General features: G+C 64.7%; 22 protein-coding genes and 2 pseudogenes. 9 read left to right on the top strand and 15 right to left on the bottom strand.

Annotated features, from left to right (window positions below):
- Window positions 1-17 precede the first annotated feature (17 nt).
- From OHB12_RS11885 to OHB12_RS11900, 4 genes are all read right to left on the bottom strand, one after another.
- Window positions 18-1,031: an ABC transporter substrate-binding protein gene (locus OHB12_RS11885; RefSeq protein ID WP_327118941.1), complete on the bottom strand. Its 1,014-nt coding sequence runs from the start codon at window positions 1,029-1,031 to the stop codon at window positions 18-20.
- Between the two features lie 100 nt (window positions 1,032-1,131).
- A complete protein-coding gene (locus tag OHB12_RS11890; protein ID WP_327118943.1) occupies window positions 1,132-1,941 on the bottom strand; it encodes an ABC transporter ATP-binding protein in 810 nt (269 codons plus the stop codon).
- The gene (locus OHB12_RS11895; RefSeq protein ID WP_327118945.1) at window positions 1,938-2,963 is read right to left on the bottom strand and encodes a FecCD family ABC transporter permease; all 1,026 of its coding nucleotides are present in this window, start codon (window positions 2,961-2,963) and stop codon (window positions 1,938-1,940) included. Before OHB12_RS11895 ends, OHB12_RS11890 begins: the two co-directional genes overlap by 4 nt.
- 194 nt (window positions 2,964-3,157) lie before the next feature.
- The gene (locus tag OHB12_RS11900) at window positions 3,158-4,096 is read right to left on the bottom strand and encodes a FecCD family ABC transporter permease (protein WP_327118947.1); all 939 of its coding nucleotides are present in this window, start codon (window positions 4,094-4,096) and stop codon (window positions 3,158-3,160) included.
- A gap of 550 nt (window positions 4,097-4,646) precedes the next feature.
- Here OHB12_RS11900 and OHB12_RS11905 point away from each other — a divergent pair.
- Window positions 4,647-5,879: a beta-ketoacyl [acyl carrier protein] synthase domain-containing protein gene (locus OHB12_RS11905; protein WP_327121038.1), complete on the top strand. Its 1,233-nt coding sequence runs from the start codon at window positions 4,647-4,649 to the stop codon at window positions 5,877-5,879.
- Between the two features lie 299 nt (window positions 5,880-6,178).
- Here the strand turns inward: OHB12_RS11905 and OHB12_RS11910 are convergent, their stop codons facing one another.
- Both OHB12_RS11910 and OHB12_RS11915 read right to left on the bottom strand, forming a co-directional pair.
- Window positions 6,179-7,027 carry an IS3 family transposase gene (locus tag OHB12_RS11910; RefSeq protein WP_327121034.1) on the bottom strand — a complete coding sequence of 283 codons (849 nt, stop codon included), beginning with the start codon at window positions 7,025-7,027 and terminating at the stop codon, window positions 6,179-6,181.
- Window positions 7,028-7,100: 73 nt separating this feature from the next.
- Window positions 7,101-7,424: a transposase gene (locus OHB12_RS11915; protein ID WP_442800016.1), complete on the bottom strand. Its 324-nt coding sequence runs from the start codon at window positions 7,422-7,424 to the stop codon at window positions 7,101-7,103.
- A gap of 246 nt (window positions 7,425-7,670) precedes the next feature.
- Between OHB12_RS11915 and OHB12_RS11920 the strand changes: the two are divergent.
- Window positions 7,671-7,961, top strand: a pseudogene (locus OHB12_RS11920) (transposase domain-containing protein); the annotation flags it as partial.
- A 68-nt stretch (window positions 7,962-8,029) separates the two neighbouring features.
- On the opposite strand, the gene OHB12_RS11925 reads toward OHB12_RS11920, so the two are convergent.
- The 7 genes from OHB12_RS11925 to OHB12_RS11950 all read right to left on the bottom strand — a co-directional run bounded on the left by OHB12_RS11925 (window position 8,030) and on the right by OHB12_RS11950 (window position 11,899).
- Window positions 8,030-8,272, bottom strand: coding sequence for a relaxase domain-containing protein (locus OHB12_RS11925; protein ID WP_327121040.1), 243 nt, complete (start codon window positions 8,270-8,272; stop codon window positions 8,030-8,032).
- Window positions 8,239-8,679, bottom strand: coding sequence for a hypothetical protein (locus tag OHB12_RS36265; RefSeq protein ID WP_442800085.1), 441 nt, complete (start codon window positions 8,677-8,679; stop codon window positions 8,239-8,241). The genes OHB12_RS11925 and OHB12_RS36265 overlap by 34 nt, the downstream gene beginning before the upstream one ends.
- A complete protein-coding gene (locus OHB12_RS11930) occupies window positions 8,661-9,473 on the bottom strand; it encodes an alpha/beta hydrolase family protein (RefSeq protein ID WP_327118949.1) in 813 nt (270 codons plus the stop codon). Before OHB12_RS11930 ends, OHB12_RS36265 begins: the two co-directional genes overlap by 19 nt.
- Complete coding sequence (locus OHB12_RS11935) at window positions 9,460-10,272, bottom strand: HalD/BesD family halogenase (protein WP_442800017.1); 813 nt, start codon at window positions 10,270-10,272, stop codon at window positions 9,460-9,462. The genes OHB12_RS11930 and OHB12_RS11935 overlap by 14 nt, the downstream gene beginning before the upstream one ends.
- Window positions 10,273-10,693: 421 nt before the next feature.
- Window positions 10,694-11,161, bottom strand: coding sequence for a hypothetical protein (locus tag OHB12_RS11940; RefSeq protein ID WP_327118953.1), 468 nt, complete (start codon window positions 11,159-11,161; stop codon window positions 10,694-10,696).
- Window positions 11,162-11,400: 239 nt separating this feature from the next.
- Complete coding sequence (locus tag OHB12_RS11945) at window positions 11,401-11,697, bottom strand: GNAT family N-acetyltransferase (RefSeq protein ID WP_327118955.1); 297 nt, start codon at window positions 11,695-11,697, stop codon at window positions 11,401-11,403.
- A gap of 67 nt (window positions 11,698-11,764) precedes the next feature.
- A complete protein-coding gene (locus tag OHB12_RS11950; RefSeq protein ID WP_327118957.1) occupies window positions 11,765-11,899 on the bottom strand; it encodes a hypothetical protein in 135 nt (44 codons plus the stop codon).
- A 204-nt stretch (window positions 11,900-12,103) separates the two neighbouring features.
- On the opposite strand from OHB12_RS11950, the gene OHB12_RS11955 reads away from it, so the two are divergent.
- The 3 genes and pseudogenes from OHB12_RS11955 to OHB12_RS11960 all read left to right on the top strand — a co-directional run bounded on the left by OHB12_RS11955 (window position 12,104) and on the right by OHB12_RS11960 (window position 14,337).
- Window positions 12,104-12,655, top strand: a complete 552-nt coding sequence (locus OHB12_RS11955) for a cysteine hydrolase family protein (RefSeq protein ID WP_327121042.1) — start codon at window positions 12,104-12,106, stop codon at window positions 12,653-12,655.
- Window positions 12,656-12,867: 212 nt separating this feature from the next.
- Window positions 12,868-13,012, top strand: a pseudogene (locus tag OHB12_RS36270) (ATP-binding protein); the annotation flags it as partial.
- 137 nt (window positions 13,013-13,149) lie between these two features.
- Entirely contained in the window at window positions 13,150-14,337 is a 1,188-nt protein-coding gene (locus tag OHB12_RS11960; protein WP_327118959.1) for a helix-turn-helix domain-containing protein, read from the top strand.
- Here OHB12_RS11960 and OHB12_RS11965 read toward each other — a convergent pair.
- A complete protein-coding gene (locus OHB12_RS11965) occupies window positions 14,318-15,625 on the bottom strand; it encodes a serine hydrolase domain-containing protein (protein ID WP_327121044.1) in 1,308 nt (435 codons plus the stop codon). The genes OHB12_RS11960 and OHB12_RS11965 overlap by 20 nt on opposite strands.
- Before the next feature lie 266 nt (window positions 15,626-15,891).
- On the opposite strand from OHB12_RS11965, the gene OHB12_RS11970 reads away from it, so the two are divergent.
- From OHB12_RS11970 to OHB12_RS11985, 4 genes are all read left to right on the top strand, one after another.
- Complete coding sequence (locus tag OHB12_RS11970; protein WP_327118961.1) at window positions 15,892-16,071, top strand: hypothetical protein; 180 nt, start codon at window positions 15,892-15,894, stop codon at window positions 16,069-16,071.
- A 14-nt stretch (window positions 16,072-16,085) separates the two neighbouring features.
- A complete protein-coding gene (locus OHB12_RS11975) occupies window positions 16,086-16,988 on the top strand; it encodes a hypothetical protein (RefSeq protein WP_327118963.1) in 903 nt (300 codons plus the stop codon).
- Entirely contained in the window at window positions 16,985-17,539 is a 555-nt protein-coding gene (locus tag OHB12_RS11980; RefSeq protein ID WP_327118965.1) for a hypothetical protein, read from the top strand. Before OHB12_RS11975 ends, OHB12_RS11980 begins: the two co-directional genes overlap by 4 nt.
- A gap of 207 nt (window positions 17,540-17,746) precedes the next feature.
- Entirely contained in the window at window positions 17,747-19,081 is a 1,335-nt protein-coding gene (locus OHB12_RS11985) for a helix-turn-helix domain-containing protein (protein WP_327118967.1), read from the top strand.
- A gap of 24 nt (window positions 19,082-19,105) precedes the next feature.
- Here OHB12_RS11985 and OHB12_RS11990 read toward each other — a convergent pair whose 3' ends face one another.
- Entirely contained in the window at window positions 19,106-20,485 is a 1,380-nt protein-coding gene (locus OHB12_RS11990; RefSeq protein ID WP_327118968.1) for a hypothetical protein, read from the bottom strand.
- Window positions 20,486-20,512: the final 27 nt, after the last annotated feature.

Consider the following 20,512-nt stretch of genomic DNA (forward strand, 5'->3'; position numbering starts at 1 on the left):
TCGCGCCCGCGGCCCGGTCAATTGGCGGGCAACTGGACGTCTGTCACGTGTGCGATGTCGGCGAGCATGCGTTGGGCGGCCTGCACACCGATACCCGACATCCACGTCTCGTCCGGCACGTCGAACACCTTGCCGTTTTTCACCGCGTGCAGATCGCGCCATATCGGGCCGGCTGTGATGGTGTTCTTGTCCGTCTTGCCCGGATCGTCGATGGTCGCGACGAAGATCAGATCGGCATCGACCTGGTCGATCTGTTCCGGACCAACTTCTTTCATGGTCTTTTTCGGATCGGTGTACACTTGCGAGGCGGGGCGCGGCAGGCCGATGTCGTCGAGTACCACGCCGCTGAAGGAATTGTTCATGTACAGCCGCGTCGCTCCCGCGAGGAAGCGGACCACCGATGCGGTGGGCGGGGCACCGTTGTTCGCGGCCGTGATCGCAGCGCCCAGCGCCCGGGCGCGGTCCTCGTAATTCTTCAACGCGTCGGCGGCCTGCCGATCCAGGCCGAGCGCCTTGGCATGCACAGCCAAGTTGGCCTTCCACGGACCACCGGTGGTTTCGGTGAAGACCGTCGGGGCGATGCCGGACAGCTTGTCGTAGATTTTCTCATGACGAACCTTCGACGACAGAATCAGATCGGGCTTCAGCGACGCGATGCGTTCGAGGTTCGGCTCCAGCAGTGGCCCGACGTCGATGACGCCGTCGAGCTTGCCGATGTAGTCGGGGAATCCGCCATGGGTTTTGGTGTGTGGCACGACCGCGCCGACCGGCTTGATCCCGAGCAGGGTGACCGAGTCGAGTTCAGCAGTATCGAGCACCACGATCCGCGTGGGCGCTTGTGGGATGGTCACCTGCCCCATCGCGGTGTCCAGCGTGCGCGGAAAGCTACCAACCGCTGCGGTCGGTGCAGTGGAATCGTTTGTGGCGGGCGTGTTTCCACACGCTGCGAGACCGGTCAGGCCGATGACAGCCGCGCACAGCACGGCGCCGAAGCGGCGATATCTGGGCATGCGGAATTGTCGGTTGGACATGGGGGATCCTCCTCTGTGGTGGTGATGCGTCGCCTGGTTCGCCGGGCGACGATGTGGTGTGGCCGATCGAGCCTCGAGCGCGAACGGCGGAGTGCTCCGCCTAGGAGCCGCCGCTATGTCGGGCGGTCCGGCCGAAGGGAACGACCAGCGGTGTCGCGGTCTCGGGATCGGGGATGACGCGGCATTCGACGTCGAAGACCGTGCGCACCAGCCCGGCGTCGAGTACCTCGGCGGGCGGGCCGGCTGCGGCCAGCCGCCCTTGGTGCAGCACGACCAGATGGTCGGCGTAGCGGGCGGCCTGTCCCAGATCGTGCAGCACCATAACGATGGTGCGACCGGCCTCCTGGTGCAGATCTGCGACCAGGTCGAGCACGTCGAGCTGGTGGCGCAGGTCAAGGAACGTGGTCGGCTCGTCCAACAGCAGCAGATCGGTGTCTTGTGCCAGCACCAGCGCGATCCATGCGCGCTGACGTTGACCACCGGAGAGCCTGTCGACCGGCTGGTCGCGCAGGGCGGCAGTGCCGGTGCGGCGCAATGCTGTTTCCACAGCCATCTGATCCACGGCCGACCATGGGCGCAGCAATCGCTGGTGCGGATAGCGACCCAGCCGCACCAGCGCCTCGACGGTGATCTCATCGGGTGTGATCGGCTGCTGCGTGAGCAGCCCGAGCCGCACTGCTAGTGCGCGAGCCGACATCCGGTGCAGGTCGGCGCCATTCAGGGTGACCGTTCCTGCGCTTGGACGCAGCAGACGCGAAAGTCCGCGCAACAGAGTGGATTTTCCGCAGGCATTCGGTCCGACGATGGCGGTTATCGCTCCGCCGGGCAGCACCAGGTCCAGATTGTCGATCACGGCATGGTCACCATAGTGTAGGGCCAGATCACGAGTGGCCAGCACGTTGTCGCTCACAGGTTCCTCCGATGGGCTGGGCCGCTCTCACGCAGCATCAGAATCAGCAACCATGGCGCGCCGACCGTGGCGGTCACGGCACCGACCGGCAGGCCGCCGCCCAACAGGTGCCGGGCGAGCAGGTCGCAACCGCAGAGCAGAGTCGCGCCAGCGAGTCCAGTCACGGTCAGACTGGCGGGTGTGGGCGGCCCGGTCAGCAGCCGCACCAGCTGAGGCACCGCCAGCGCGACGAACGCGATCGGCCCGCTCACCGCGGCAGCCAACGCCGCCAGCGCGACTGCCGTAACCAGCAGCCGAACCCGGGCCGTGGACACCGAGACACCAAGTGCGGCGGCCGAATCGTCGCCGAGATCGAGCACGGCCAGCGCTCGGTACTGAACGACCAGCGCCATCAACACCAGTGCCAAGACCACCATGGCCACCCGCACCTCGGACCATGTGCGGCCGTACAGAGACCCCGCGGTCCACTGCATCGCCGATCCGGCAAGCTCTTTCGGAAACCGCACGACGATGAGGTTCACCGCGGCAGCCAGCCCAGCCTGCACGGCCAGACCTACCAGCACCAGCCGGGTGACCGGCAGGCGAGCCCGCCATCCGGCGGCGCCGAGCAGCACCGCCGACACCAGCCCGCCGCCGAGTGCGCCGTAGGGAATCATCAACTGCCCCGCACCGGCAGCGAGCACAACCACCGCGCCCAACGACGCCCCGCCGGTCACCCCGACCACATCCGGGGATGCCAACGGATTGCGGAACAGCCGTTGCAATACCGAACCGGACACGGCCAAACCACCGCCGGCCAGCAACCCGGCCATCAGACGCGGAGCGCGAAACTGCTGCACGACATAGACATCGCCCGCATCACCGAAACCGAGCAATCCGCGCACCGCCACAGCCGCAGACATGCCAACCTCACCAGTGATGAGCGTAAGGAACACCAACAGCAGCAGAACCCCCGCACAGACGACACCCAGCACGACATTCCGCCGCCACCCGCGGTGAGGACCGACAGCCGAATCCGCCACCCGAACATCACCGGATACAGTGTTGGACAACCGTTCACGGCCCCACGATCCAGAAGCCACCTGCGGGTGCGCTGTACTGGCGTGCCCGTCGCGCGAGTCGGCGCCGACAGTGTTGGCTGACTTGTTGTGTACCGCCCGCGGTTCCAGGCTTTCAGCATATGGCGGCCGAGCTGGTACACGGCGTAGCAGCGATTTCATTGGTGCTCCTTGCGGTTGGCGAGCATGGCCAGCAGCGGTGCACCCAGGAATGCGGTGACAATGCCGACCTGAACCTCGGACGGCGGGGCGATCAGCCGTCCAACGATGTCGGCGGACAACAACAGCAGCGGGCCAGCGATCAAGCACCCATGGATTACCACCCGGTGATCCCGTCCAAGCACCAGACGCACCAAGTGTGGTGCGGCAAGGCCGATGAACGCGATCGGCCCCGCGACCGAGACCGCGGAACCGGCCAGCAGTATCACTGCCACCATCCCGGCGAACCGGACTCGCCCAACCGGCAGGCCGAGCGACGCGGCAGCCTCGTCACCGAGGGCGAGCGTATTCATTGCAGGGCCCACAGCCCCTGCGATCACCGCGCCCGCGACCAGTGTCGGCAGCATCGGAACCAAGGTTCCCAAATCACGTCCGGCAATCGAACCGACCAGCCAGAACCGCGCCTCGTCCAGGGTGCGCTCGCTGAACAGCAGAACCGTGGAGCTCCACGAGACAAGCACCAGATGCAGCACTGTGCCACTGAGTACCAGTCGAACCGGATCCAGGTCGCCGGCGCGACGACCGACAGCGAGAGCGAAGGCGGCGGCCCCAGCCGCACCGGCGAACGCGAACCCCAGGTATTGCACCGGCTGAGTCAGACCCAAGGCGTAGATGGCAACGACAACCACCAGCCCCGCACCGGCATTGATACCCAAGGTGGTCGGCGCTGCCAGCGGGTTGCGAGTGATTCCCTGAGCCACCGCACCGGCGAGCCCCAACGCCGCGCCGATGACCAGTCCGACGACTGTCCGAGGCAGCCGCAGGCCCGTCACAACGATGGCGTCACGGCCCCCACCTACACCGAAGAGGGCCTCGATGACCGCAGAAAGGGGCACCGAGCGAGTGCCCAGCGCGAGACTGCATGCAACGCACAGCATCAATGCAGAAAGCCCGACGCCCAGAATGGGGATTCGGCGCCATCTCAGGGCAGTTCTGCGCTCGTCTGTAAAGGCCACATTCCGAGTTTACGTTAGCCAAACCTAATCTTGTCAACATGAAATTAATGGTTGCGTTTTTTGTCGTAAGATTTGCGGGCGAAACGGCTACCGTGCAGAATCAGCCAGCTACGCTAGCTGGACGGTCACCTATCCCATTGTGAGGAATTGATTGTTTCGTGGTCTACTTGCGGTGTGCTGCCTATTCGGGGGTATGCTGTCAGTGTTGGTAGTGTCAGCTGCCCAGTAACTGGTGCGTCGGTCGGTTGCTACCATTCTTCATTGAGTGCGGCGGCCCCACCCGCCTCATCGGCGGTGGGACGCCGTATCCGCTGCACTTTATCGCGGCCACCGCCAGGACGCCCAAAAAATATACAAGCCTTGGGGGATATTGACACGGGCTGCTGCGGCGAGCCCTGCACTGTGTGGCTCGCTTGAGTGGTGGCTCGCCGGCGCGCTTTGCGAAATTGGAAGGATGATAGTGGGTAAGTTTATGGAACCGGACGGGGATCACATTGTGGTCGCGGGTATGGGCGTCGAAGCCCCGGGAGGCGTTGACAATACAGCGTCGCTCTGGCGTGCGCTGACCGAGAAACGTGAACTGATCGGCGTGTTCCCGCGCGATCGAGGGTGGCCGCTCGACCGGGTCGGTGTATCGGCGGATGGCCGTTTCGCGGTTCCAGATGCGGGCGGTTTCCTGCGAAAGGCGACGATGTCCGACCCTGAATACCTCGGGGTTACGTGGGCGCAGGCTCGTGCGGCACAGAGGGTGTCCTGGCAGGCATTGGAGAACGCGCAGATCAATCCGGATAGTGTGGCCGGTGAGGCAGGCGGCTGCTTTATGGGAACTTCGTATCGGACATCGGCCACGACCATTGCAGAGGTTCCGGGATGGATCTCAAACAATCTGAGACTGTGTGGCCCTTCCGTGAGCGTGGATACAGCATGTGCGTCGGGTTTGAGTGCGTTGCATCTGGCGGCGGCCGCCATCAGAAATGGCGAGTGTGAATGGGCATTGGCGGGCGCCGTGTCTGTTATGGGTGAGCCGTCGGCATTCTTCGAATCTGCGAAAGTCGACGAGCTGGCCACAGACGGCCACTGCCGGTCCTTCGCCGACAATGCGTCCGGGACGGTGTGGGCCGAAGGCGCCGCGGCGGTTGTCCTGGAACGTGAATCCCGTGCCCGCCGACTGGGGCATCCGGTCTATGGCAGGCTCTTGGCGTCCCAGATCAACCACAACAGCAGCTATCGGCAACATATCGTGCCCAGCGCGGCGCAGGAACAACTGATCCGCCGGACCATCGCGCACGCAGGTATCGCTGCCGAGAAGGTCAGATTGATTGAAGGCCATGGCGGGGGCACACGAGCTGGAGACAGCGTCGAAGTGACTGCGTTGCAGAATACATACGGATTGACCGACCCGGCACGGGGCGGCTCGTTGCTGGGTTCGGTGAAATCCAACCTTGGGCATGCCCAAGGCGCGGCGAGCATGCTAGGACTGATCAAACTGCTGCTGTGTGGCGTTAACGGCCAGATCGCGCCCAGCCTTTTCGCCGATACGCCGACCACCGAAGTGGACTGGGAAGCCAGCAGCCTCCGCCTCGCATCGAAGCTCGAGCCGTGGCCACTGAACGACGGCTTCCGGTATGGGGCCGTCTCGTCGTTCGGAATGACCGGAACGAATGCCCACGCAATCCTGGCCATGCCTGGAACGGACCCGTCCTGACGGTTCGCAAACCGGGCCGCACATCGTCGTCGTGGGCTCAGCCTGGCCGCGTCGTGCCGCATTTTGTGCCGCCAGCCAGACCATCAGGCTTCACGCTAGCCGACCGTGTTGTCGCACCAGCACCTTCACAGGTATGGAAGCGGCTCAGCTGCGGTTTCCTGAGCCAAGCAATCAAGGATGTTTTACTTGGCGGTGGCCGCCCTGCGCCCCACCCGGCGGACCACTCCCGCTGGATGGAGCCGCTAGCCTTCCTGTGCCACGCGGCCCTGTGAGGTTCACCCCAAATAGTGGACAGGGGTTCAAGCAGCTTTTGCTGCGTCTGTCAGGAATTGCTCGTAGCGTAGGGGGCTGAGCATCCCGAGGGCGGAGTGCCGTCGATCATGGTTGTACTTGTTGATCCAATTGTCAACCGCAGCAACGAGTTCGGTCTTGGTGGCGTAGACGTGGCGGTAGTACGACTCGTGTTTGTAGGTCGACCAGAGCGATTCGGCGGGACTGTTGTCCCAACATATTCCGGTATCGCCCATCGACCGTTTCAGCTGGTGGCGGTGGCAGGCGTTGACTGTCATCGCCGCGGTGAACTCGCCCCCACGATCGGAATGCAGCACGGTCCCTTCCACCGGATGCCCACGCACTGCTACGGCCTGGTCGATGGCTCGGCACACCACGTCGGCGCCGATGTGATCGGCCACGACGTGGGCGAGCACGCGGCGGGTATGTCCGTCACGGATGGCGCACAAGTACATGTCGCCCTGTCCGCAGGTCAGATATGTGAAATCGGTCGTCCAGACCGCGTCGGGGCGGCCTTGATCGAAGTTGCGGCGTACCAGGTCCGGCGGGAACGACGCGGCAGGATCGGTGATCGTGGTGCGGGCCTTGAACGTGCGTGGGCTGATGCCCTCGATCCCGATCCGGGCCATGATCGCCGCGACGGTCTTGGCACTGACCACCTCGCCACGTGCGCGTAGCTCGGCAGTGATCCGCGGAGAGCCGTAGGTACCGTCGGACTCGGCGTGGACGTCGAGGATCTTCACCGTCAGATCGGCACGACGCCGCTGACGTGGCGTCGAAACCGTTGCCGTGCAACGTTTCACATACGCGTAGTAACCCGACGCCGACACTCCCAGCAGGCGCGCCATACGACGGATCGAGAATCGTTGCCCCTCGGGGCGCTGGTGCCCGCGGTCTCGGCGATGTCATCGGGGCCGGCGTACTTCACCATCAGATCGAACCGGGCCGGTTGGTCTGCATCGCGGCGAAGTACGCCGAAGCTTTTGCCAAGAACGCATTGTCCTTCTCCAGCTCGCCGACTTGCCTGCGTAAACGCAGCAACTCGGCTCGCTCGGCCGCGTCCAGAGGTTTCTCACCGCCGACCTCGGCCGCGGCGATCCGGCGCCGCTCGTCTTTGACCCAGGTACTGAGCACGGTCTCGTGAATACCGAGTTCACGAGCGACCACGGCGATCGAGCGACCGGAATCGATCACCCGATGAGCAGCCTCGACCTTGTACTCGGCCGTGAACGACCGACGCTTGCGAGGAGGCATAACGGACATCCTTACCAGCAGAACCATCGATCCTGCTAACTCGGTGTCCACTTCCAGGGGTGAACCTCCAAGGCCGTGTAGTTAGTGTTTTCGCTGGTGGCGCAAGCGGTTTGAGGATTTCGGGCATAGGGCAACGGAGCTCGTTGGTTCAGGTAGTCGACCAAGACAGCCTGTTGCCGAGGAGCTCCGTTGCCGTTTCATTCTCCCCTGCCTCCCGCGTTGGCGGCGATCACCCGGTCGGTGACCGTGGCCGCGGGCCGGTTCGCTGCCGGTCATCTGGGCGAGTTGACCGTGGTGGTGCCCTTCGAGCTTGTCGACGCGGTCCTCGAGGAGACCCGGTCGGTGCAGCGCCGGTTGCGTGATCTCCCGTCTCGGGTCGGGGTCTATTTCCTCCTGGCGATGTGCTTGTTCCCCGAGGTGGGTTATCGGACGGTCTGGGACAAACTCACGGCCTCGCTGACCGGGATACCAGTGCCCGCCCCGACCGCGAAAGCGTTGCGGGACTTGCGCCGTCGGGTGGGGGTCGCGCCGATGCGGATGTTGTTCGATGTGCTGGCCGGGCCGTTGGCGCAGCCGTCGACTCCGGGGGTTCGGTTCGGGCGGTATTACTCCACTGCCTGGGCCCGCCAGCTGGTGTGTTGTTCGGCCAGTGACCGCAGTGAGTGTTTGACGGGGCGGGTTTCCAGCGTGGCGCGCTGCGCCAACTCGTACATCTCTGTGGAGATCGGTTCGCGGCCCAACCGCTGTTGGAACTCCGCCGCCAGCTGGCCCACGCGCGCCTTGATCGCGGTTTCGCGCCGCGACCACGCCTCGATCACCGGCGCTGGGATGCCGACGATTTCGCGGATCGGGCAGGCCGTCGAGGTCTGCGGCCCGAGCGTTCACCGATTGTCGTCGCATCGCAGACGAATCCCGCGACACACGCATCTGCGCCCACCTCGACCCGGTCGCACACGTAGGCGCCGTGCACAACCCGGGTGCGGTCGCCGATCACACATCCATATCCGATCCGCGCCCGGTCCTCCACGACGCAATCGTCCCCGAGAACAGTGCCTTCATGGACGACGACCTGGTTGAACACTAGACAGCGATCCCCGATGACAACCGGCTCGCCAACGGAGGGCTGCCCCCGCTGTGCATCGCGGATCCGGGACTCCTTCGGATAACCCAGAACGCAGTGCTCCCCCACCGCCACCGCGGCACCGAATCGGACCGGTGCGTACAACCGATCCAACCTCAATGGATCACAGCGCACTGCTCGGCCAGCCAATCGACCGTCGTCCCGATCGCTTCGTCCTCCCGCTCCCGGGAATCGAACCCGTGATCAGACCCGACGACCGTGTGCAGGGTCGTGGCCTGCCGGGTTCGCGCCGTTTCCGCGGCGATCTCGTAGGACACGGCACTGTCGCGATCGCCGTGCACAATCAACGCGGGAATCACGCTTGCCAGGAACTCCCCGCGCGGCGAGTACCGCGCGAACTCCCCGAACAACACACGACCGAGCCGGAAATCCCCATCCACGAGCAAGAACCCCTTGTCCTGCAGGCCGTTCTGCTGCTCAGGACCGAAGTTTTCCACCCCCCACGCCAGCTGAGGCTCCAGAAACGTGTGCCTCAGGTCCAGCACCGGATTCCACAGCACCAACCGGTGCAAGCCAGCCGCCAGCCACGGTAGTGACAGTGCCGTCGAGACAGCCCCGAAGCTGGCTGCGACAATCGATAACGCTTGCCGAGGGAATTGTTCGCGTGCGTAGTTGACTGCGGCTTGCAGATCCAGGCACTCCCCCGCGATGGTCACACCTTCCTGGGTGCCGCCGCTGGCTCCGTGCCCGCGGAAGGAGAACCGCAGCACGTTGAAGCCCGCCGACGTCAGTCGCTGCGCGAGCCGTACGAACATCTGACCGCCCTCGTCCAAGTCCACCGTGATGCCGTGGACCAACAACACCGACCCGAGGGCCGGGGTGACGGCAGTCCGATCCACCACAGCCTCCAACCGGACGCCGTCCACGGACGTCAACTCGATGCGCTGCACTTCCTCAGTTCCCCTCACTCGTAATGCCCCGTGCCCATAGGGCATCCATGGTCTCGTGTGACATCGGCCGGGACAATTCGTCCGCCGAAGCGAACGCCATATTCACAATCGTGCGGCGGCCACAGCGAATCGGAGCCACCCGGTGCAGCGTCGTGTTCGTCCGCATCACATACACATCCCCCGCCCCAACCTCCAGCCGACAGCCTCGACGAGACCGCACGATCTGCGCTACATCCGGCTGCCGCTTATCCCACACCGTGTCAGGCACGAACTCCACAAACCCTCCATCAACCGGCGCCGGGCACTCAGCAACCCACACCAGCGCGAAACTGTAATCATCCCAATGCCAACCGTGCGTGTCACCAGACTCTTCGAGCCGTGTGATCACAAACTGCTCCGGCTCATACGGACACCGAAACACCGGCTCACCGACCACATCCGCCAACACCGCAAGCAACACCGGTGATCGATAAATTCGCTCGACCACCGAACCACCCACGGAAATCTCTGCCCTCGTCACGTTCCGCATCCGCCACGGCGTGAACCCGGTTTCCGCCACCACCAGATCACGGCGCACACCCGCCTGCTCCACCAAGTCAAGCGCCTCGGCAGCCACCGCACACCGCACGCTCTCAGGCACCATCCACGACACCACCGCGCATCCCCGACGCTCGAGGTCGGCGCGCGCCTGACCTACCGCCCGGCCCCAATCGCCGACTCGACCCCAATCCGCACCCGGTATTCGCCTCACCCGTATCCCACCACGCTCTATCGATGCTGACCCACAAAACGCCACACGCGCCCGATTGACCGACACAACGACGATCGAGCCGATAGATCAGGCTCCGATGAATGCACCCTCGGCCGTCCGTGTTTCGGATATCCAGCATGCCAGCTCAACTACAAAACGCAGGCACCACAGGCGTCGTCTGCCCGCCTATTGCCGGCGTCCGCCCGCCCACAGGGATACGGGTGGCGCTGCACGTTGATGAGACTGGTCGCTACGTTCGGTGGAATGTTCGTCGCACCAGCGGTCAGAGGTAGAGCGACTCGTGGATCCCGGGGGTTGCGTCTCTACCCTCCTTGTAGGCTTAACACATCGACATGCGACCCGGGCCTCTGGTCGAAGGCGCCGGAATCAGGGCCCGCGCGGTCAGCATCCGTCGATAGCGCTGGTCAGCAGCCACCGCCTCGCTGCTGTATGTGCACGATTACGTCAGCGGGCGTCTGGCTTTCGGTCAGTTGTCGCTGCCGTCGCCTGGATAGTGGGGCATGGTCCATTCTCCGTGCGCGGGCGCGGGGAACGACGCGGCGTCCATGGTGAACGTCACGGCGATGTGGCCGGGTCCGGGGTACAGCCGGGGCTCTGCGCCGTAGTGGTGGTAGCCCGGTCCGGTGATCTCCTGGCTGACCGCCCCACTACGCCCGTTGTCGGTGTTTTTCCAGTTGGCGGTGATGGTTACCCGGCAGTCACCGACGCCCCACAGAGTGGCCTGGAAATTGAACAGGGCGGCCCCATTCGCTAGTCCACCGTGACCGATGCTGGGGTCGATCCGTCCGATGCAGAGTCCGGATCGGACCGTGGTGTAGATGGTGTCCCAAGTTCCCTGGGTAGGTGCGGCTGAGGCGGTCGCGGCGGTTCCGAGCACCGGCGCGGCAGCCAACGCGGCCACCGCGAGCAGCCGAGGTGTAGTGGTGATACGCACGAAATCTCCCCTCTTGAATACGAACTGATCAGTTGCCCCACGCTTGGTGAGGTCGCGCCGGAGCCGAGCAAGTTCCGCAACGGTCCAATGACTCACTGCGATCTTTGCGTACCGCTCGGCACAACACACCGATTCCACAGATTTCGTCGTCGTGCCAACATCTCTCGCGCCGCAACCTGGTCCACCCCCATGACGAGCCCAATCCGATTCGACGACCACAGGGTTATCCTGCGGTACTGTTAGTTGATCCAGTACCGCCGGATGAGGGTGCCGTTGGTCGATGGCTCGACTGATTCCAGCTCGCCGCCACAGGATTCGATGATTCGTCGCGAACCGACGTTGGTGTCGTCGCACGTGATGAAGATCCGGTCGATGCCGAGGGCGCGCGCGATCGTGATGCTCTGCCGGAGGATGGCGGTCCCGTTACCCCGACGTCGGTATGGTGTGAGGACGGCGTATCCGATGTGGCCACCACGACGTTGCAATGCCTCGTTCAGGGTGTGCCCTGATAGCCGCGCGTCCGACCACCTGATCATCGACCGTCCCGACCAGGAAAGTCGCAGCGACGATGCCGACGGGCAGGTTGACGCCGCGACGATAGTCCTACAGCGCGGAAAGGTACTGCGCCCACGCCATTGTCGAGGCCAGACCCAGAGCGAAGCTGAACCCGTCGATTTCGGCCATCTGCTGATGTGCAGCGCGGACCACCTGTTCATCCGACATGCGTAGCGGTCGCATGCGAATCGTCGTGCTTGTCTGGCCGGTGGTGGGAGACATGGTCGGAACGGTATTCATTCAGGCCCGGGTGCGTCGACGGATTTTTGACCGGCTGGTGCGGGCCGCGGATACCCTTGACCTCGTTGTCAGCGTCATTCAGGGATTCGGGGTGAGGTGGGTTCACTGAAGGATCAGTCTCCGGCTGCCGGGTCGCGCCATGTGCGGATGTTGATCGTGGTAGATGTCCAGAACGGTTTCATCACTACTTCTTCCGCGCATGTCGTTCCTGTCGTCGCCCAGCTGGTCGATCGGTGGTACGACACCGATGCGCCGGTGGTCTTCACCCGCTACTTCAACTACCGCGGTTCCCCATTCGAGCGACTCGTCGGGTGGAGCGGGCTGCTGGACGCCCCGGACACTGATATCGTCGCCGAGCTCGAAACCCACTGTCGTGACCCACGAACTCACCTACTCGACAAGACGACCTACACGGCGTTCACTTCCGAAGCCGCACACCTGATTGCCACCTTGGGCGTCACTGACGTCTACTTGTGCGGGATCGCCACCGACGCGTGCATTTTCAAAACCGCTCTCGACATCTTCGAGGCCGACCTGACACCCTGGGTGATCACCGATGCCTGCGCCTCCAACGCCCGCCGCCACCCGCCGCAGCAAATTCACGACTCTGCGCTGATGCACATGTCACGACTCCTTGGCGCAGGCCAACTCATCGACAGCACCGAAGCACTGTCGGTGATCAAGAGACCGGCAGTATGAGAACCGAAACCAGCATCGCCCTCGGTCTGAACTCCTGTCCGCACGCCGCGCACGTCGACGGCTCGGACTGCACCCTCTTCCCGCGCATACGGCGTCACGGCGACGGCCGAGATCGTCGCTGTCAATAAGAATAAGATCCGATGCAGCGGCAAGAGACCCTGTTCAACTGCGATGGCGCCCCCCGCGACCGTTAATCCGCCCAGGAGAGCGGCGAGGCTGCGCATTTGGATCCGCAGATGCGGCTGAAGGCATGGGACGGCGCGGCCGCAGTCGTATTCGACTAAGAACTCTGGGCCGAGCCGACCTCGCTCCGTGGGGGTCTACGCCGACAACGTTCTCGTCATGGATCCGGTGGGTTGAAAAGACATTCCTGGCAAAGCAGTCCTCGGTTTGCCCATGCGGCATACGAACCTTGCAAGCTCCGCTCGTGACCCTCCCCTGCAAAACCACCACGATCGTTGGTGCGTTGCGATCTACCAGGCAATAATTGCGACGTGGGTGTAGCCCCTCATCGATTCGATCCACGGGAGACAGCGGAAGCGCTGTTCGGTGCCGAGCTGCGCGCTCGTCGGAAGGCCGCCGGCCTCTCGTTACGGCAGCTTGCCCCGTTGCTGCTGGTCAGCCACGACCTTTTGGCAAGGATCGAGAAGGCTGAGCGTCGACCTCAGCCCGACTTCATAGATCGGGTCGACCATGTACTCGGCGCGGACGGTGATCTCAGGCAGCTCGCCGAACCCTTCACCCAGGTCGCACGGCAGCGCACGCTGCCGATATCGCTGGAACCCGATAGTGCCGAACCGTCGCTGCGGGATCTCATTGCCGATGTTCGCGCAGCAGACCACACGATGGCGGCAAGACAGCTCGACGAGCTCGTCGCGCACGCCAACGCAGCAGAGGCAGTGGTCTCGCGGGTCGAAGAAGACGAGCGAACGCCACTGTTGCGCGCCATTGCCGAAGCGCATCAGCTCTCCGGGTGGATGCTGTTCGATCGGGGCAGCGTCGCCCTGGCCGAGCGCTCGTTCACCAACGCTCGACGGATAGCGAATCGGGCTGACGCGTTGGATTTGATCGCGTTCGTCGGCGGTCCGAACAGTAGTTTCATGAGCACCTGGTGCGGTGATCCAGCCCAGGGTGCCGAGCAAGCCTACGCGTCGCTGTCGTGGGCACGTCGGAGCGGCAATCGACGCTTGACCGCATTCGTGACGACGATGGCAGCCCGCGCCCACGCGCGAATGGGCGAAGCCGCACTTTGCAAGCAGATGCTGGACGACGCAGAAACCGAACTGTCCCGACATCGTCCCGACGGGCCCGACCCGGTGTGGCTGGAAGTGTTCGACGATGCGGCTCTTGCCGGGCATCGCGGTTCGTGCCTGTTAGCTCTCGGACAACCTCGTCAAGCGATCGAGTCGCTACGTGAACAGGACTCGACCAGTCCGACGGTATTCGTGCGGAACCGGACCATCTGGCAGCTCGAGCAGGCCGAGGCGCAGCTTCGAACGGGCGAACACGACGTGGCGGCAGCGACCGTAGAGCAGGCACTGGACTATGTAGCCGTCGACTCGATCACCCCGCGAGTTGTGCGGATGTTCCGCTCGATCGACCTCAAGTTACGTGCATGCGGCGATCCCGCGGTCGCGGCGACCACAGATCGGCTGGAGGTATTCATCGGGGCGTGCGTGTGAGCGGGTAAGTCGCCCAACGCATTTCGATCCCTTCGTTGCTTTCGCTGACCATGAGCACTTCGCCTGCCAGTCGGCCATCAACGGCGCGGAACCGTCCGGGGGCTTCGGCTGCGAAACGGGTATCGCTGTTGGCCGGGTCGGAGGCCAAGCTGGCGTGCAGGCCGTCGTGGTCCCATCGGAACACCGTCTCGTCGGCCTCCGACCACCAGCTTCCAAGCAGCGGCCGGATCTCTTCCGGGCAGACGGGCGCCGGCTCCCATTGACGGGATGGTTGGGGAGGCTGAGAGACGAGGACCTCTTCGATGAGCTCGACAGCGAGATCAGCCAGCTTGATTCCCCGGGTGACGTTAGCCAATGCCGCGACAACGATCGTGCTGTCTCGATGCACGAACAGCGCTGACTGGAAGCCCGGCATCGCGCCAGTATGCCCGGCCAGCACACGGTCGCCGCGACGTTGCAGGATAAGGCCCAGACCCCAGCCGCGCGTCCAGGCCGAAGTGTCGACCATAACCTGCAGCGTGTGCATGCTGTCGACGACAGCTGCCGGAAGTACATCGGGTTCGCCCCCAGCTAGGGCGTGTCCCCAGCGCAGAAGATCGCCTGGGGTAGACCACATCTGGCCGCCGACGCCGATTGCTGCTTGGTCCATCACCGGTTCTCTGTGCACGGTGTCGATATGCGGATCGAGCCGGTACCCGACGACTGCGTTCGGCGGCGGCGTCCAACTCGTCTGGCTCAGATCGAGCGGGCCGAGCACCGTCTGCTCGATCAGTTTGTGGCAGGGCTGTCCGCTGACGCGTTCGATGATCTGGCCGATGACGGCGTAGCCGAGGTTGGAGTAGTGCCATCGCCGGCCGGGTTCGGCGATCAGTTCAACGTGGTGGAAGGCGTCACGTAATTCGGTAGACGAGGGTCCCTGCATGCTCTCCCACATGTCCAGTGGGGCTTCGCGTTGCAGGCCGCTGCTGTGGGACAGCAACATCCGTAGCGGGATGTGCCCAAATGAGGTCCCGGGAAGGTACCGCTCGACGGTGGAATCAAGGTTCAGCACGCCGCGCCGCGCCAGCAGCAACGTGGCCGCGGCGGTGAACGTCTTGGTTATCGAACCGATCCGGTAACGGCTGTCACCCGTGGCCGGCGTCCGGTTCTCGACGTCGGCGTAGCCAGAAGCCGCGATTGCCAGCGGCACGCCGCTGACGCCGACCGCGACGGTCAGACTCGGTATCCGCGCGGCGCTTTGTGCGTGCGCAACATGGACGGCCAGCTCCGTCTGGAAGTCGGTATCCATGGCCCCTCTCCGTCCTGACCAGCATCCCACACAGCATAGGCGCTGCCTGTGGACAGATCTTTTGTCAACATCCAACGCCTTCCGCCCGGCATTGCCGCAGGCCAGGCTTGATTCGCACCCGGCAACCGCCGTTGGACTTCGATCTGAAGCACCACGAATCCAGGCGGTCTCCCCTATCCGATTCCGACCGCCAGCCCCGTCACGCCGGTCCAAGGGTGACGAGGCCACCACTTCGCCGGGTTCCCCAGAAACAAGGAGGTATTCCGATGCGCGACCTGCGAACACCACAGCCTCAGTCACCGAAGGAGACGGTTGCCGTGCTGGGAACCGAGCCGGTACTGACCGCGGCAACCGCCCGCGAGGTGCTGACCCAGCAGTGTCGGGTGCCGCCGGAACTGTGGGCGCACGCGGCAGCACTCTTGTCGGCCGGACTCGACGACGACTAGCGGAGGTGGATGGAATGTGGTTTGGCTACGCCCGCTCCGAGTTGGTTCCCGATCAGGCGCGCGATGAGCTCCGCATAACGATGCACGACTACGCGTCAGCGTTCGACTTCGGTGCCGGGCAGGTGTTCTTCGAACCCACCGCGCCGGAACAAGTGCTGCGTTCGATGCTCGAAGAACTCGACGCTCGCGACCCGGTCCTCGGGGTGATGTTGCGCCTGGAGCAGGTCGCGGAGGCATGGGGGGTGGATCTGGGGCGGGTGTTCGACCCGAATTCCCCACGCACGCAAGTTCTGTGGAGCGTGATGGGTGATCTCGAGAACCGGGGTGGCGGGCACCTGCTCGTGCCGTCACGTGCCCATCTAACTGGCCTCGGCCCATCCGGACGTGCGATGGTCCAGCGCATCACGCGCATGCCGCAAGCGCATATCTACTACCTCGATGCAGACCAGCCCGCCGTCGCCGACCGACCGACCGTGATCGCGCCAGTCGCAGCCCGGCAGAGCGAGCGGGTGCTTGTGGAGTCGCAGGTGGATGCGATCGCCACCTTGACCAGGTTCGACATGGTCGCAGAGCTAACCCGGCGAGGATGGCCCCATCTGATAAAACCGGTCGACAAGCTCTACATGGAACTGGTGGAGGATGCCAACCGCGCCGTCGTCGCGGCGGGTGGTCTCGGATTCGGCCCCGGCGGCAACGACGGGGTCATCCGGCTGCTGCACCGCGATGACGGATTGCTCGTAGTCGAGTTGGAGGAGAACCGCCAACGTCGCGATGTCCCCGCCGACGGTCTGAAAGCGTTGTCCGCGCAGGTCCTTCGGGTCATCGACCGGGGGCGGACGTTCACCCGCGCCACCCTGCCCGCGCAATACGGGGCCCCGGCCGAGGCGGTTTCAACCGTATTCCCGGGTGCGCCGTGAGGCGCAACGCAACGGATTTCGACAGGCCGATCACGGCTGCGACGGTGCTGCGAGTCCAGGGCGGGCATGCAGTTGGTCCTGCAGAGCTGTTGTCGCCCGAACAGCTGTTGACGGCGATCGCCGGGCACCGCGAGCATGGGTCGGCGTTGATCGGGTGGGCACGAGAGCTGGGTGATCTTCACGCAGTCTTGATTCCCGGGCAGGTGGACCCGGCGAGGCGTGCGACCGACTTGGATGAGGCCGCCACCCGCGCGGAGATCACACAGGTGATCGCGCAGATCGACTCGTGGGCGGTGTTCCACGTGCCCCGTAATCCCATCGCGCGCACCCACACCCATTCCTTGGGCGAAGTAATCAGTCACGTCGCCAAGACCTACGCCGACGCATGGTGGACGGTCCTGCACATCACCGACGAGCAGCTCCGGCACGAGGCATGGTTCCACCTGGGGCAAGTCCGCGAAGGCTACTCCGACCTCATCGAGGACATCCGCGCTCGTCGTGTCCAACTGCCGCTGGGGTGGCGCGGCATCGAGAGCACACCCACGACATGACAGTCCGCCCCACAAGCGAAAGCCGACGCCGCGGCCCCAGGGGGCAACGCAAGCCGTTGGCGGCTGCGGCGCCGCCTGGTCTACGTGCCCCGGTCGGTCGAAGGCGATGCGGCTCGTATGCGAACCGCGGCAGCGGGACCGAAGAAGCAACGTTCGATGAGTGCTGCGTTTCAACGACGCAGTGTGGGTAGCGATTCCGGGGTCGACATGGAACAACCGACTGATATGGCGTGGGGTGAGCAGCTCCATCGGTGGCGTGCAGACCAAAAGCTCTCCCAGCCGGAGCTGGCTGAGAAGCTGACAGCCGCTGCGGCGGTGACCGGGGCACAGATGGTCTGCGATCCTCGGATGATCAGGCGATGGGAAAAGGGTGCGGTGCTGCCGAGACCCACCTACCGTCGGCTACTGAGAGCCATAGGGGCGCCGGTGCCGACTCAGCAGCCGGGAAGAACACATCCGGAGGAGGTCGATCCCATGCGGCGCAGGGCGTTTCTGGTTGCGGTCGCGTCCGCAATGGCGGGATCCCACGAGACGTTGCGTGCATGGCAGCCGAAGCAGACGGGATTGAGCTGGGGACCTCTTCCGGAGCGTGTCGGTGCCGAGGAAGTGGAGCGGTTACGGCGTCTGACTGCTCACCTGCGCGATCTGGACAGCGCGTTCGGCGGCGGTGTCGCAGTGGATCCAGCCTCCGCGGCACTGGATCGGGGAACCGGGACGCTGGACCGGTGCACCGAGCTTGCGGTGCGAGCTGATCTACACGTCACGCTGGCCGACTTAGCGAATGTCACCGCGTGGGCGCATCACGACAGTGGTCAGCAGAACCGGGCCCGCGAGCGTCTGGCGCAGGGCCTGGAGTGGGCGTTGTCCAGCGACACACGCGAAGGAACCAGCCTGGCGGGCCACTTGGTGTTCGCGTTGGCGCGCGTTGCGCTGCACCAACACGACCCTGAGTCAGCGCTGAAGTTGGTGCAGTTCGGCCAGATTCCTGCTGCTGAGGCCGGTGATGGCGGAGTGGGCGCCCAGTTGCGGGCGACCGCCGCGTGGGCGTACGCGATGATCGGTCGACCTCGCGAGATGACCGACAGTCTCAGCCGCGCGGAGCGCGATATGCAGCTAGCCGCCGCGAACGAGCCGAGCGATCCGTGGATGCGAGTGTTCTACTGTCACGTCGATTTCGCTGGCCACCAGGCGCTTGTGCACGGTGTACTGGCCGCGCACACCACCGACCGGGCGCTGGCGGAATCGAGCGCCGCGACCGCACTCGAGCTGACGGAGATGTCGTTGGCCGGATCCGCGCCTGATCGGCCAGCGCGGTCGCTGCTGTTCGATCGGATCGTGGCCGCGCAGAGTGCCTTTCGAGTGGGTGATGTGGATACCGGCGTCAAGATGACCGCCGAGGTGTTGAGCGACATAACGGTGATCTCGAGCCGACGGGCGGTCGAGCGACTGCCGCAGATCGCTGCAGCTTCAGCGCCGCACGCCCGATCCGGCGTGGTCGCCGATCTGGTACATGTGCTCGAGCTGGCAGTCACCGGCGCTTAGGTCCCGCCGTGACCCAGCTGTCGGTCAGTCGGTGGATGTCGCCGACCGAAGCGATTGGACTTGCTCTGCGAGCCGCCGGATGGAGGGTCGGCGGTTGTGTGGGGTGAGGTCGCGCAGGAGGGTGTTCAGGTGTCCGACGCAGCGGTTCGAGCTGACGTCGTCGGAGAGGATGTTGACGGCGTGGCCGGCTAGGGCGAGGGCTTGGTCGAGGTCGGGGTCGTCCTGGCGTATGTAAGTGGTGGCCAGCAGGGTGTAGCGCAGGGCGCCTTCGCGTGTGGCTTTCGGGTCTTGCAGGCGTAGTGCCTGGCGGAAGTGTTTGCGGGCGGCGGAATGATCGCCGAGTTTCAGGTAGCAGAATCCGGCCTGGCCGTGGGCGTGTCCGGGGTTGAGCCAGTAGCTCCAGTCTGGCGCGGTGGTGGTTGGGGAGTCGAGGTTTGCGAAGGCGTCGTCGATGGCGCGGCGGCATTCGGTTGCGGATCCATTGGCGGCGTGGGCTTCCGCTGCACGCAGCGACAGGATGGCCGATACGCGTGGGCTGGCGCCGCGATACCCGGCCCTGGCGGATACGGCGAGAGTGACCGCTTCGTGTGGTTGCCGGATGTCTTTTGCCTGGCAGCTCATGAAACCGAGGGTGTTTGCCGCCAAGGCGCGGTCACCGGCGGTGTGCGCGGCGCGTAGTGCGGCCAGCCAGAAGCGCTGGGCACGGGCGTGCTGTCCCGCATCGAAAGCGAGCCATCCGGCGAGCCGCAGCAATTCGCCAGCATTACTGAAAAGACGGCGTCCCACGATGTCGGTGTAGTTGCTGTGGTCGATCAGTTGCACGACCTGGCGCAGGTGGGCGCGGACCATGAGCAGCAGCGCGTCACCGCCGCCTCCGTCGTCGAGTCTGCGCAGGCTGGCGTTCATGAGGTCGAGTTCGTCGACGGTGCCGAGGTTCACACGGCGGGACTTTCCTGAGCGGGTGAGGTGCGGGACCGGGGCGGCCAGGAGCCATTCGTGGGCGGGGGCGCTCATAGCGGCCCCCATCACGGTGAGGAATACCCGCCGGTCCATGGGATCAGCCTCCGTAACTGCCCGCATCGCGTGCACGGCCCCTTCGACTGTCCACGGTAGTGCCAGTCCGCTATGCGCGGGCAGCAACGGCTGCTGGTCGTTCTTGCCGGTCGGAGGCCAGCCCAGGGTTGAAGGGCTGATGGGCCGGGCGAGCTCAGCGCTCAGCAGGGCAGCGATCAGCTGTGGCCACGGTGGTCGCGGGCGGTGCCCCGCCAGCCATTTGTACGGGGTCTTTTCATGGAGGTGATCGCGGCGTCCATGAAGCGCGGCGTACTCGACCAGCTTGTGTGCCAAGGTTTCTGGCCGCCAGCCCAGGTCTTCGAGTGATGCCGCCAGCTGTGACTCGCTCACCGCGCCTGCCTCCTGCCCCAGCTCATC

This window comes from Nocardia sp. NBC_01730 (assembly GCF_035920445.1).
GTDB lineage: Bacteria > Actinomycetota > Actinomycetes > Mycobacteriales > Mycobacteriaceae > Nocardia.